The organism is Paenibacillus sp. J22FR21 (genome assembly GCF_056269135.1).
Window position 1 is genome coordinate 14007 of the sequence record NZ_JBWDNJ010000017.1, and the last position, 13936, is coordinate 27942.

General features: G+C 49.3%; 12 protein-coding genes and 1 riboswitch. Of the genes, 6 read left to right on the top strand and 6 right to left on the bottom strand.

Going from position 1 to position 13936, the window contains the following annotated elements:
- Positions 1 to 78 precede the first annotated feature (78 nt).
- From AC0YNS_RS31065 to AC0YNS_RS31090, 6 genes are all read right to left on the bottom strand, one after another.
- Positions 79 to 1998, bottom strand: a complete 1920-nt coding sequence (locus AC0YNS_RS31065; protein WP_475784732.1) for a hypothetical protein — start codon at positions 1996 to 1998, stop codon at positions 79 to 81.
- A 17-nt stretch (positions 1999 to 2015) separates the two neighbouring features.
- Entirely contained in the window at positions 2016 to 2612 is a 597-nt protein-coding gene (locus AC0YNS_RS31070) for a PulJ/GspJ family protein (protein ID WP_475784733.1), read from the bottom strand.
- On the bottom strand, positions 2596 to 3174 hold the full coding sequence (locus tag AC0YNS_RS31075; protein ID WP_475784734.1) for a type IV pilus modification PilV family protein: 579 nt from the start codon (positions 3172 to 3174) through the stop codon (positions 2596 to 2598). The genes AC0YNS_RS31070 and AC0YNS_RS31075 overlap by 17 nt, the downstream gene beginning before the upstream one ends.
- 157 nt (positions 3175 to 3331) lie before the next feature.
- The gene (locus AC0YNS_RS31080) at positions 3332 to 4303 is read right to left on the bottom strand and encodes a hypothetical protein (protein WP_475784735.1); all 972 of its coding nucleotides are present in this window, start codon (positions 4301 to 4303) and stop codon (positions 3332 to 3334) included.
- A 76-nt stretch (positions 4304 to 4379) separates the two neighbouring features.
- The gene (gene thpR, locus AC0YNS_RS31085; protein ID WP_475784763.1) at positions 4380 to 4964 is read right to left on the bottom strand and encodes an RNA 2',3'-cyclic phosphodiesterase; all 585 of its coding nucleotides are present in this window, start codon (positions 4962 to 4964) and stop codon (positions 4380 to 4382) included.
- A gap of 68 nt (positions 4965 to 5032) precedes the next feature.
- A complete protein-coding gene (locus AC0YNS_RS31090; protein ID WP_475784736.1) occupies positions 5033 to 5776 on the bottom strand; it encodes a spermidine synthase in 744 nt (247 codons plus the stop codon).
- Between the two features lie 299 nt (positions 5777 to 6075).
- Positions 6076 to 6244, top strand: a riboswitch (cyclic di-AMP (ydaO/yuaA leader).
- Positions 6245 to 6369: 125 nt separating this feature from the next.
- On the opposite strand from AC0YNS_RS31090, the gene AC0YNS_RS31095 reads away from it, so the two are divergent.
- The 6 genes from AC0YNS_RS31095 (at position 6370) to AC0YNS_RS31120 (ending at position 13932) form a co-directional block, all read left to right on the top strand.
- The gene (locus AC0YNS_RS31095) at positions 6370 to 6786 is read left to right on the top strand and encodes a hypothetical protein (RefSeq protein ID WP_475784737.1); all 417 of its coding nucleotides are present in this window, start codon (positions 6370 to 6372) and stop codon (positions 6784 to 6786) included.
- Between the two features lie 324 nt (positions 6787 to 7110).
- Positions 7111 to 7188, top strand: a complete 78-nt coding sequence (locus AC0YNS_RS31100; RefSeq protein ID WP_090986693.1) for a potassium-transporting ATPase subunit F — start codon at positions 7111 to 7113, stop codon at positions 7186 to 7188.
- 31 nt (positions 7189 to 7219) lie between these two features.
- A complete protein-coding gene (gene kdpA / locus AC0YNS_RS31105) occupies positions 7220 to 8893 on the top strand; it encodes a potassium-transporting ATPase subunit KdpA (protein WP_475784764.1) in 1674 nt (557 codons plus the stop codon).
- An 18-nt stretch (positions 8894 to 8911) separates the two neighbouring features.
- Positions 8912 to 10954 (top strand): potassium-transporting ATPase subunit KdpB, encoded by a 2043-nt coding sequence (kdpB, locus tag AC0YNS_RS31110; RefSeq protein ID WP_475784738.1) that lies wholly within the window; start codon positions 8912 to 8914, stop codon positions 10952 to 10954.
- Between the two features lie 12 nt (positions 10955 to 10966).
- Positions 10967 to 11527 (top strand): potassium-transporting ATPase subunit KdpC, encoded by a 561-nt coding sequence (gene kdpC / locus AC0YNS_RS31115; RefSeq protein ID WP_475784739.1) that lies wholly within the window; start codon positions 10967 to 10969, stop codon positions 11525 to 11527.
- A gap of 83 nt (positions 11528 to 11610) precedes the next feature.
- Positions 11611 to 13932, top strand: a complete 2322-nt coding sequence (locus AC0YNS_RS31120) for a histidine kinase (protein ID WP_475784740.1) — start codon at positions 11611 to 11613, stop codon at positions 13930 to 13932.
- Positions 13933 to 13936 lie beyond the last annotated feature (4 nt).

Consider the following 13936-nt stretch of genomic DNA (forward strand, 5'->3'; position numbering starts at 1 on the left):
TTAATCAAACTAAAAGAAGCTGGCGCAGAGTATAACCTCTGCGCCAGCTTCTTTTAGTTTAACCGTTCTATTCGGGGTCTAATTTTGAACAGAAAGCAGCTTCTTCTGTCCGATATTGACTCTAATTTTGTTGACGCGAGGAAGGCCTGCAAGCTGATTAATAAAGACATCTTTATTGTAATCGATGACGAAACGGGCTTGTTTTTGAGTAATCGGTTCATTTTGCGGGCCAAATTCTTGAGGGCCGAAATTTAACGTGGACCCGGTTTCAGTTGAGGTGGTATTACTAAGCACGGCGTTAATGGTAATACTTCCCTTGGCGAAGAATCCGCCGCGAATCCAGAAGAGCGAGCCTACGCCATATAGCTCAGCCGTTTTATCTGTGTAGAAGAAGCCGTCTAGTGTATTGACGCTATCTTTTGAATAGCCAGTACCTAGTTGTTGGAAGGCAGTGACCCGATAGATATCAATGGGGCCATTGGCAATCATAACCAACTCTCTCTTCCTCGCACCTAGCCCGTCATCCACGACCATCCCGCGAATCTGAGCATCCATGATCTCATTGGGGTCGTCTTCGTTACTATATAAGGAGAAGATGGTAGAGTCCATTTCAAGATTGCCGATTAACGTTACTTTGCCTTTGACGAGAATATTGGCTCGAATGGGAGTAACGGTATTAGGATCATCGTTCTGAATGGTCAAATTACCATTTACGATAAGCCAATCGTGGGTACCTTTCGATGTGTATCGAATTTGACGGAGATCAGCACCGATCGTTAAGTCCCCGTCTACAAATACAGCACCGGAGAGGTTACTGAACTGCGTATTCAGATCGCTCATGGTGTGATCGTAATCTGCTTTAGCTTCATTGTAGGAATCTAGCTTTTCGTTTGAAGCACCACTGTCAGGCAATATAGGGGCCGTCGGAATGGTAATCGGGTTGATTGGTAGTAGTTCCTTCAGTTTGACCAGTAGGCCATCCCCGAAATCCACAGGTGTGTAGGCACTCCATAAGATCTCTCTATAATTTGGATCGGCACCTGTTCCAAGCGCGTCATAGGCTTTATCGACGAAAGATTGCGCCACGTCTATGGAAATGAATTTTTTCTTTTCGATTAGCTCCACTTTGGTATCTAGGTCATGAAACTGAGGATCCCCCAGATTCTCGAGAGTTTGGTAATCTGTATTTGGATCAACTGGTTTGTTGCGGTATTTAATTTTGCTTTGCGATTGAATTTGAATTTTACCATTCCCCAGGTCATCACCGTCTGGCACATAGATGCCATCCAGTGCCGATGAATCAACGGGGTCGACATAAAGGTACTGGGTATCGGCGGTAAGTGGTTTATTCAAGTAGGTATAGTTCGCGACATTTTGGATTTTCAGCTCATTGCCTGCATAGATGTTGCCTTTGAAGGCAGGTGCGCCATTGATAACAAGATCGCCTTCAGAGCCAAATGCATACTTCAGAAAATCCGGGAACGTATCCAGCGTCATATCCTGCACCAAATCCCGTTTGACGCCGTTCACTTCTGCTTCAGCCGTTATTCGAATTGCGGTTAAGTAATCATTGGCTGTTAATTGACCAGTACCGCTGCTTTGATTCTGACAATACAACTGTTGCTTTAGAAGGTTAATCGTACCGAGAATGCACATGTTTTTAATACGATATTCCGGCTTCTTGGCCTTATCGAGCTCTGAGCCTTCATTCAAATAGCCTCGCTCCCCATAGTCTTTGAAGCTTTCCACGAATTGCTCTACATTTTGTTTCAGCAGGGAAGGGCTTATCGATTGATTATCGAAGCGCGCCATAATGTGTGCCATCGCTTCACTCAGCGCCTTATCCGCAAGATGGACGGTTTGCAAATTGTCCTCCGATTTCTGAGTCCGTGCTGCTCCACCGATCGTAGCACCGAGTACGGCTACTCCGACGAGTGTAAAGAGGAGCATCATAAACACAACAAGTAAAAAGGCAGAGCCTTTCTCTTCACGTATCATTAGCGAACTGCCTCCTCTTAAAATCCGAATCTACTTTCCAAGTTGAGATCAAAATTTCGGTCGCCATACTCCTGACGCAGCTTAAGCTTGATTTCAAGCATCCCGCTGCTGCAGCCCGTCTGGCCGTTCACGCATTTTAGTTTAATGAAAGATTCGTTATATGCAGTAGGACTGCTCGGTACAATCTCTGATACGATAGCCACTTCACGATTACCGATAAATAGAGCGCTCTTATTCGAGGCATCAGAATGTTTAATACTGATTACTTCGCGGAGAGGGTCGTCCCCTGTCTCTATAGGGTCTTCAGAAGAAATTTCCGGCAGCGTCAGCGTAATCGACTGACTAAGGCTTGCATCGGATTGCGAAATTCGGCTCGGTCCGACCCTGTATAATTCAGTTATGATGGAGGACATGATTAGATCGCCTTCGTCTCGAAGGGAGTTCTCGACGCGAACCTTATTGTAGGTATTCATCCCAAATGTAATAGAAGAGTAAATGACACCCAGAACGACGGATAGTATGGTCAGTGAGGCAATCAGTTCAACTAGTGTATAGCCTCCCTCAGCGTCCCTGCCGGTTAGGCGCCGTCTCAAGCGGTTAACGAATCGATTCATCGCTTATGTACCCCTCCACTTCCGAATACTCCCGTTTGCTCCGATTGTCTTCGCTATTGTGAGGCTCAACCTCTGCAACTTCAACTTTAATGGGGAGCAGATATTTATTGATCTGTCCGCTATCGGGAGAAAATTTGACTTTATCTTGGAAGCTAATTGTGACATGGTAAGAAATATCGTTGATTTTGGGATTCAAGATAAAGGCAAGCGTCTGCGGGTCATCTACAAGTTCCTTATAATTTGTACAGGAGCCACTGCCTTCTGGGCAGCCGTCTGAATTGATTTCATTACGCTTCTCGCCGATACCGAGCGGTTGTCCAACCTTAAAAAAATCGGCCATCGCATCAAAATCCGATTGCTTCTGCATATAAAACAGCGTGTTACGCGCCAGATTGACCATGACTGTCTTATTCTGGTTGCCCTTGGCGTAGGAGAGGGCATGGACAAAAAAACCTGTCATCGCGAGTCCGGCGACGGAGAGGATGATGAGACAGGTCAAGATTTCGACTAATGTAAAGCCACTCTCTCTAGATGGCTGCTGTTGCTGCTCGTGTGCTTTCATAAGCAATCACAGTTCCCTTCGATTAACATACATTTCCTACTATCTTCGACACAGAACGTCGCAATTCCTCCTAGTTCTAAAGTCTCACCGCAATAAAAATAAACCGTTCCTCTCAAGCATTAGCTTAAGAGAAACGGCATTTTATTAGTAGGACTAATTACTTAGTCTTCATTAGGCCGGAGCCTAGCTTGACGGATAAGTGCCACTCACTCATAGCGTGAGGAGCAATGCGGAGAAAATTGTCTCGTTCAACTGCTTCAGTTAGGCTGTCGTAGTAACCATTGCATGGTTCCAGTGCGCAAACAGCTTGCTCGTTGCATAACCCTTCGTCAATCCAGATGCCTAAGTAAGGTACGGATTCAGCATCCCACTCCAGCATTAAGTAATCCTCGCTGTCTTGTTCATAAAGTCCGGTCCATCCCTCATCGACTGCCCCGTCAACATAGAATTTACGAGCATCCTTGTTAGAAGCAGGTCCGATCGTATCAAGGCGAAGCTTCGAACCATCAATAACCGCTTCCGGCCAATCATACAGCTCGCCTTTCTGCAGCAAACGACCACCGAATACGCAGCGTACTTGTTTAGTGGCCCCAGGCAGCATAATCCGCGTGTTTGTCGTGGCAACAAATTGGGGATGCGCAAGCCAAAATGCCGCTAGCGTCTCCGAACTGAGGTTCCGAACTGTGTATTCGAAACGAAGCTGCTGATCACTCTCGAAGCGAATGGTTCTTGTCAATTCATAGGGGAGCGCTCTGCCGGCTACTTTGCAAATAAGTGCATCCTGTTCTTCGAAAGAAACCTCCCATGGGATGGACCATACATCGCCATGATCCGGCATGAGTTGTCCGAAGTAGGCACCTTCTTCCGGATAGGTGCATGCGGCGACGGTAGGAAAGCATTCATCCCAGCCGCTCATATCCGCTGCGAGGAAGTCAGAGCCATGTTCGATCCTGGCGAGTGGGCGAGACCCGGTGCCGACGATCCACTCTTTACCGGTAAGGCGGTTTTCTAGGGAGACGATTTTGCCTCCTAGCTCAGGAATGACGGTAATCCGCAGATCCGTAGATTCCATGAGGACGGCGGGCCAGTCTTGATAGGTGGTATGGGTAATGACACAGCGTGATTCCATAGGGACACATCTACCTCCGTAATGGTTCGTTTATTAACTAGTATAACGCAATAATCGGAGGGGATTGGGGAGAAATTCAGAGAAGCAGCGGAGCAACCGAAATGGCCTCATACATCGGACGTCGCTGCAGGTGGCTTCGATAGAGGGTTATGACATCCGCTTGCCACTGGAGCGGGCTTCCGATCGGCAGCTTCCAGCCGTTCAGCTGCGAAGGCTCGAACGAGCTTTCGCCTGCGTAATTGCGTGCAAGTGTGAGATGCGGATGGTAGGTGCGGCTCTCCGGCATGAGGCCGAGGGGCTTTAACCTCCTTGCAACATGCTGTTGCAGGTTGTGCAGCTGCTCGACATCCCCTGCGACGTCGGCCCATAGAACGGAGGGGCGAATCGGACGCCCGAAGACGCCTAGCGAAGTCACATTTAACGCGAAAGCCTGAACGGACGATGCTGCTTCGCGAAGTGCTGCCGAGATGGCAGGGACAAGCTCTATTGGCGTATCGCCCAGAAATTGCAGCGTGATGTGATAATCGTCAGGATGTGCCCATTTGCGAAACGGAAGCTGTGATTGGATGTCCTCGCACCCTATCGAAAGTGACTGCTTAATGGAATCCGGTACAGGGACGGCAGCGAATAAGCGGACGGTCTGAGCCGGGGCGGCTGGCATATTCAAAGGTTTATAGCAACCCCTCTCTTATCATAAATTTCACTAGTAAGTCTGATAGGCGAATCCTACTAGTCGTGATCCACGATGATATAGCCTTGCCCCAATTCAATTTTCATAAACCCCGCCATTCGGCGAGTCTGGCAGGTCAGCGGGGCGTTGCTGCCCGTCAGGATGTAATTTCGACGATCCGCGGCGTTTTCAGCTGGCAAAGCAAATGCTTTCACGAATCGAAACACTTCTCGAAGTGTTGTATAGATGGCGTTTATATACGCATCGTTCTCACGCTTGCCCATGAGATTGATGAGGATAGCACCGCTCTCATCCAGCTTGGCGGCAGCAAGCTCGAAGAAGCTCATCGAAGTCAAATGCCGCGGCGTTCCCTTATCGGAGAAGGCATCGAGCACAATAAAATCAACCGTATGCTCAGCTTCGCATGAGAGCAGTTCACGGCCATCGCCAACCGCCACATTATCGTCACGATAGCCAAAATATTGCCTGCTTAACGCCACAACTCGCTCGTCCAGCTCCGCAACTTTGATCGTTCTCGCCGTACTATGTCGAGCAATTGTTCCAACGCCATGACCAATGATAAACAGACGCTGATAGGTCGGGTTGCTGCCATTCATGAGGTGAAGCATAGCCTGCGGATATTCGAATAAGATCCGCTCAGGCTGATCCAAATCCACAGCACCTTGCATGGCGCTGTTTGAGAACTGTAGGACGCGGAATCGCCCATGTTCCTCGCCGTACGTATTCGTATCGTAAACGGTAATCTCGTTCAGCAAGCTGTTTTCCCGGTGCAAAATCTGCACGATGATTCAATCTCCTTCATCCCAGCGAGCAGGCCGGGTCCATTATAGATTTCAGCGTATCGCATCTCGGGGTCACATTCAATTGCCATGTGAGAACAATGTGCTTTGCTCCTTATTGTTGGCATCACAAGCAGTAAGGTTTGGAAGCATTCCTATGATAATCCAATTGAAAAGAATGGGTTCGCAGGATGAAAGCGCAATTATGCACGCAATTCGATAGAATTGGCGGAATTAGCACGTAAATCAAGTTTTACATTCTCTTCGCGCAGGAATAAGATTTGATTCATCAACGGAATAACTTGCTTTAAACGCTGAGTCCTCGCAAGAGGAACGGGGGAACCAATCAGAAGCCGACTTCGATCAGAACGGCTTCTTGGGGTGAATCCATAACAGGTGTTATTTGTTAAGGTAGGGTACTCTCAAGCCCGAATCCGACAGCTAACCTCGTAAGCGTATGAGAGAGAACCCCCTTCAATCGAGCTTCCAGCAGCTTGTTTCTTTATGCACGCTGTGAAAGAGGCCCGGGAGTAGAGTTTCTCTGCTCCCCGGGCCTCTTTGTGTTTTCTACCAAACGATTCAGGAGAGTGACTATTGTGAAAGATTGCAAGATTAAGGCGATCGAGCTGTTTCAATTTGATGGGGAGCTCACGGATGAACGGCTGCCCGGACATAGTGAAGACTGCATTTGCGGTTTACTCGCCATCACCACGAATGACGGAGGCTGCAGCCTCATTGAATTCCAGATGCACGGCTGTAACCTGAAGGGCGACATTGTGCAGTGGACGGCCATCTACCAGCGAATGAAGGGACTGACACTCGAGGAGAGTCTGGACTACATCCACCAGAAGCAAGACGCATGGGGGACGGAACGCGCGCATTTAATGGAATCGGCATTAACAAGCTTGGCCGAGCAGCTGGATTACACGGCGAAAGGCATAACCAATCGAAATTACGCATTATGGAATCGCGCCTATTTATTCGACCACTCGCAGGCATACGTATCGTTCTAGACGGCGATAACGATTGATTTTTATACTTTTTTTACACCTGGCAGCAGGTTTCTTTACCCCCTTTTTACGGCAACCCGTATTAAGATTTCCTTATACCGAAGAGGGGGAACCGATAAGCAGCATATGAAACCTCAAGCACGCTGAAAGACATGAATAGTTTCAATCTAGCAGGGGAAAATATTCTCAATTCACACTGCATGCAGCTATAGGAGGTAGTAAGGAGTTATGGTCAATGATTTTACAATGGTGGTATTGTTTGTTGCTGCATTCGCTATATTCTGGGGATTCCTTAAATTCTGTGAGAGAGCCTAGGGAGGGAACGCTATGATTATCGTCGGCATTATTGCAGCTATTCTTATTTTGTATCTAGGCTTTGTGTTAGTTAAACCAGAAAAATTCTAAATGGCCAGGGCGGAGGATTCATGACATGAGTATGGGGTTCGTACAGGTAGCCATTACGCTGATCATCATTATGTTGTTGGTTAAGCCGGTAGGCAGTTATCTTGTAAAAGTGTTTCAGCATGAGAAAACAGCATTGGATCGTGTGTTCGGTCCGTTTGAACGGTTGCTGTATCGGTTGATGGGCGTACGCGAAGATGAAGCAATGGGCTGGAAGAAGTATGTAGCAGCCGTCCTGCTTAGCAACTTTGTGATGATGCTCCTATTGTATCTTGTATTACGGTTTCAAAGCTTTCTGCCGCTTAATCCGGACGGGATCGGCAATATGCCTGCGGGGCAGGCTTTCAATACAGCCGTATCGTTTATTACGAATACGAACTGGCAGTCTTACTCGGGTGAGAACGGACTATCTTACCTGTCTCAATTGCTTGCGATTACCTTTCCGATGTTCACGTCGGCGGCAACCGGCTTTGCAATTGCGATTGCGTTCATTCGCGGGCTCGTAGGACGTCAGGATAATCTGGGTAACTTCTATGTGGACATGGTTCGCGGAATTACGCGTGTATTCCTGCCGCTTAGCTTCTTGGTTGCTTTGTTCTTCGTGTTCCAAGGCATTCCGCAAACGTTCCAAGGTGCTGTAGATGCGACCACGCTTGAAGGAGCTCAGCAGACGATCACCAGAGGACTCGTTGCAACACTTGAATCCATTAAGCATATCGGTACGAATGGCGGAGGATGGTTCGGTACGAACTCAGCGCATCCGTTTGAGAATCCGACACCGCTCACGAACATGGTGGAAATTATTTGCATGATGCTTCTTCCAACCGCGCTAGTGTACGCGTTTGGTTTGATGATTAAGAACAAGAAGCAGGGCTGGGCTATCTTTGGGGCCATGGGACTTATCTTCTTGGTTATGCTGACAGTCGTCTTTGTATCGGAGTACAAAGGTGTTCCGGCTCTTGATGCAGTAGGCTATCACGGAAATATGGAGGGCAAGGAAGTAAGGTTCGGCGAATCTCAGTCCGCCTTATTTACAGCCGTGACAACGGCAGCGACGACGGGATCTGTAAACAATATGCACGAATCGTTAACCCCGATGGGCGGCTTTGTTGCAATGGCCGAAATGATGCTGAATAACGTATTCGGCGGTAAAGGCGTCGGGCTGCTCAATGGGTTATTGTATCTCATTTTATCCGTATTTATTTGCGGTCTGATGGTCGGACGTACGCCGGAATTCCTCGGCAAGAAAATTGAAGGCAAGGAAGTGAAGCTGGCTGCCATTGCGCTGCTCATTCACCCTTTGATCATTCTGGCACCGACCGCGCTTGCACTTGCAACGCCGACAGCCGTCGCGTCCATAGCGAACGCCGGTACGCATGGACTATCTGAAGTGCTTTATGCCTTTACGTCCGGCGCGGCAAACAACGGTTCCGCATTTGGCGGTCTGACCGCGAATACCGACTTCTATAATGTAGGAATTGGGCTTGTGATGTTGTTCGGCCGTTATATTTCAGTCATTGCGATGCTTGCGATTGCCGGATCTCTCGCGGTTAAACGAGTTGTTCCGGTTACAACGGGAACATTGCGCACGAATACACCATTGTTCACGGGTATTCTCATCATGATCATTCTCGTGATCGGAGCGCTTACGTTCTTCCCTTCCCTAGCACTGGGACCAATCGCTGAACATCTGGCCATGTCGCACTAAACTTAAGGAGAGATAACGATGGCTGCTGCACGCAGAAAGACCATAACGAAGGAAATCGCATCGCAGGCGATACTTGATGCCTTTAAGAAACTGAATCCGGTCGTTATGATGAAGAACCCGGTTATGTTTATTGTTGAAGTAGGTACAGTGATTACGCTGCTGCTATCCATATGGCCGGATCTGTTTGGTACGGATTCAGTAGGCCGAGGCTATAATGTGACCGTATTTTTCATCCTGCTCTTTACCGTATTGTTCGGGAATTTCGCTGAAGCCTTAGCGGAAGGCCGAGGCAAGGCGCAGGCGGATACCCTTCGGAAAACAAAATCCGAAACGATGGCGAAGCTTGTTCAGCGGGACGGAACCTTTAAGCAGGTTCCTTCCACGCAGCTGAAGAAAGGCGACATTGTCCGTGTGGAAGCCGGCGAGCTTATTCCGACCGACGGTGAAATTATCGAAGGTCTGGCATCCATCGATGAATCGGCGATTACAGGTGAATCCGCACCTGTAATCAAGGAAGCCGGAGGCGATTTCTCTTCGGTTACAGGGGGAACGCGAGTAGCCTCAGACTATATCGTTGTGAAGGTCATGACAGATCCGGGCGAATCGTTCCTAGATCGCATGATATCGCTCGTAGAAGGCGCCAAACGGCAAAAAACACCGAACGAACTGGCGTTAACGACTCTGCTCGCCGTGTTAACGATTATTTTCCTTATTGTTATTATCACCATGGTTCCAATGGCGAAATATCTGAATGTCAATCTGGATATCGCCACTCTAATTGCTCTGCTCGTCTGCTTAATACCGACAACGATCGGCGCGCTGTTGTCCGCTATCGGGATTGCCGGCATGGACCGTGTAACGCAATATAATGTACTTGCGATGTCCGGTAAGGCAGTCGAGGCCGCCGGCGATATCGATACACTGATCTTGGATAAGACGGGTACGATCACCTACGGGAATCGGATGGCTGCGGAGTTCATTCCTGTAAAAGGCGTCACCGCCAAGGAAATGACGTTCGTCGCGTTGCAGGCCTCCGTTAAGGACGAAACGCCTGAAGGTCGTTCGATCGTAGAGCTTGCCGGCAAGCTTGGCGAATCTTGGACGGCGAGTGAATATGCAAGTGCTGAAATCGTCGAGTTCACGGCAGAAACGCGAATGTCCGGACTCGATCTGGCAGGCGGCGTACAGATCCGCAAAGGCGCGGTCGATGCCATTAAGAAATTTGTTTCCGCGAGCGGCGGCAGCATTCCGAGCGACTTAGAAGAAGTCTCGAACCGGATTGCCAGAGCCGGAGGCACTCCGCTCGCTGCGGCTGTAGGCAATCGCATCTATGGCGTCATTTACTTGAAGGATACCGTGAAACCCGGACTGAAGGAACGTTTTGCAGAAATGCGGGCAATGGGCATCAAGACGATCATGTGTACGGGCGATAATCCGCTCACAGCAGCTACGATTGCCCTCGAAGCGGGCGTCGATGATTTCATCGCCGAAGCGAAACCGGAGGATAAAATCGCCGCCATCAAGAAGGAGCAGCAAGAAGGCAAGCTCGTTGCGATGACAGGCGACGGTACGAATGATGCTCCTGCGCTGGCGCAAGCCGACGTGGGTCTGGCCATGAATTCAGGAACGATGGCTGCCAAGGAAGCGGCCAATATGATCGATTTGGATTCCGATCCGACGAAGCTGTTATCGGTCGTTTCTATCGGCAAACAATTGCTCATTACTCGGGGTGCACTTACAACGTTCTCGATATCCAATGATATCGCCAAGTATTTTGCGATTATCCCGGCTATGTTTATCATCGCGATGCCTCAGCTGCAATCGCTGAATATCATGCATCTGGCCTCGCCGAAATCGGCGATTCTGTCGGCGCTTATCTTTAACGCCGTCATCATTCCGCTGCTCATTCCGATTGCGATGAAAGGCGTGAAATACCGTGCGATGACAGCAGATACACTGCTTACGCGCAACGTTCTGATTTACGGCCTCGGCGGGATTATCGTCCCTTTCATCGGCATCAAAATCATAGACCTGGTGCTTCATGGTCTTCAACTTGTTTAAGGAGATAATCATATGAAGATGACATTGACCGCGATCCGACTGTCCGTAGTGCTTATGCTGCTTTGCGGGCTCCTATATCCTTTAGTCACGACGGGTTTTGCCCAGGTCCTATTCCCCAAACAAGCCGAGGGCAGTTTAATTAAAGTAGACGGCAAAGTTGTAGGTTCGGAGCTGATCGCCCAGGACTTCCAATCGCCGAAATGGTTTCACCCGCGAGCCTCAAATGCGAAATTTGATCCGACTGCCACAGCAGGCTCCAATATGGCAATCGCTTATCCGGAGTATGTGCAAGCGATGAAGGAGCGAATCGATGCCTTGCGCCAGGAGAATCCGAGCTTAACGGACATCCCGGCCGATCTGGTAACCATCTCAGGCTCCGGGTTTGATCCGGATATATCCCCGGAAGCGGCCAAGTTTCAAGTGCCGCGAATCAGCAAAGAAACAGGGATTTCGGAGCAGGTACTGAATGAACTTGTGGATGCCAATACGACAAGCCGCCAGCTTGGTATCTTCGGGGAACCGCGCGTGAACGTAACGGCAATCAATATGGAACTAATGAAGCAAGTGAAGTGATTATTAAGCAGCCGCCTCCATTTCATATGGGGGTGGCTTTCTCGGTTTATTCGATGTTTCAAATAGGGGAGGGAAAATCGCCAATGGAAAGCTTCAAACGCAAAACACCGGAAGATATCTTGCACTCCATCTCTAAGCTTCATCGCGGGACGCTGAAGATCTATATCGGTCCGGTGAGCGGCTCAGGCAAAACCTATCATATGCTGCGTGAAGGGCAGGCCTTAAAGCAGCAAGGCATTGATGTGGTGATTTGCGCGGTGTCGACGCTGCAGCGACCCGAGACGGTAGAGCAAGTAGGTGATCTGGAGCGGGTCCCTAGTATTCATTGGTATACAGACGGTACGGAGTTCAAAGATTTGAACCTGGATGCTCTCATAGAACGAAATCCGGAAGTCGTTCTCGTCGATGGACTCGCACACCGGAATCGTCCCGACGCTCGGTTTCCTACAAGGCTGGAGGATATCAAATTTCTGCTCTCCCATGCGATAAGCGTGATCACAACCGTTAACGTCTACGAGCTCGAAGGCTACACGGAAATCGCGCATAAGCTTACGGGGATTGAAGCGACATGTACGGTTCCGGCGGATACGCTTGAACTGGCCGATGAGGTAAGGCTGATTGACGTCACCCCGGAAACGGTCTTAAGTCGAATGGCCGAAGGACATTTGAAAGGCAATAAGGATGCAACGTTGTTTAAACGAGGCAACTTAGGTGTACTGCGTGAACTGGCGCTTCGGCTGGTTGCGGAGGATGTGAATGAATCCCTGAAGTTGCATCGTGAAGAAATGGGACTGATCGGCCCATCCGGCACAGCGGAGCGCATCCTGGTCACGACGCAGTACCACTGGAACGGATCAATCTACGTTAGGCGAGGACAGCAAATCGCCAAGCGACTGAACGGCGATTTAGTGGTGATCACGTTTCGTAATTTGAAGAAGACGTTATCCAAGGAAGAGGCAACTTTCCGCAGGAGCACGATTAAGCTTGTAGAGAAAGTGGACGGTCAGTTTGAAGAGCTGCCTTTTCCGAAACGCAGGCGCATCCCAAGGACGTTAGTGAACTATGCGACCCAGCATAATGTGACGCGAATCGTGATGGGACATTCGAAGCAAACGCGGTGGCAGGAATTATGGCAGGGGTCGATTATTAGTGAGCTTCTGAAGATCACGAGAAATATCGATCTGTTTCTGGTTGCCGATTCGACAGCTAACGAGGGGGAACGGGTTCTCCCTGCCCAAATGACGGCTGCCACGGAGCAGCAGAAGTATAAGCGGCTCAGTCAGCAGGAAGTAGCGGAGAAGATCGACCAGATCAGACGCGGCAAGTTTAAAGTGTACATCGGCGCTGCTCCCGGCGTAGGTAAAACGTATATGATGCTGCGAGAAGGGAATGACCATCTGAGGAAAGGCATTGATGTGCAGATCGGACTGCTGGAAACCCATAACCGAGCAGAGACGATCCAGCAAATCGGCAGCTTGAATGTCATTGATCGAAAGCGTATGGTGTATCAAGGGGTTTCCCTTGAAGAAATGGATACCGAGGAAATCATCCGAAGATGTCCCGAGGTTGTACTGGTCGACGAGCTCGCGCATACGAATGTACCCGGAAGCAAGTACAAGAAGCGCTATGAAGATGTGCTGGACATATTGGATGCCGGTATTTCCGTCATTTCAACCGTCAATGTACAGCACCTGGAGAGTTTGAATGATGCCGTCGAGCAAATTACAGGGGTTCGCGTCCGGGAAACGGTACCTGATAGTATTCTTCATTTGGCCGATGAGGTCCAGCTCATTGACGTTTCTCCGGAAGCGCTCCAGCATCGGATGCGGGAAGGCAAAGTTTATGCCATGACGAAAGTCGATCAGGCGCTGAATAACTTCTTCAAGACAGGTAACCTGATTGCTCTGCGAGAGCTGGCCCTTCGCGAAATTGCCGACGATGTCGATGAGCGATTGGAATCGTTCGAGCGGAAGAGCTCGCTGCGAGGTCCGTGGAGAAGGAAAGAAGTGATCTTTATCTGCGTCAACAGTACGCCGCATGCCGAACGTCTGATTCGGCGCGGGTTCCGGACGGCGTACAGGCTGAAAGCCGCATGGTATGTCAATTATGTACAGGTTGGAGGCAGCTGCACGGATGAACTGAAGAAACGGCTGGCCGCTTTGGAGAAATTGACGGAGCGATTAGGCGGGAAGTTTATTATCCATGAAGAGCATCAGAATAGACAAATTGCCGTTGTCTTAGCTTCCAAAGCGGAAGAGGTTGAAGCGACGCAGCTGGTCATCGGTCAGCCGAAAATTTCCTTCTGGGAAGCACTGTGGAAGGGTTCCGTCGTCAATCAGCTAATTCGGCTTACCAGGCATATGGATGTATTGATTGTGGCTGACTTTGATGCTCAAACGCAATAACTTC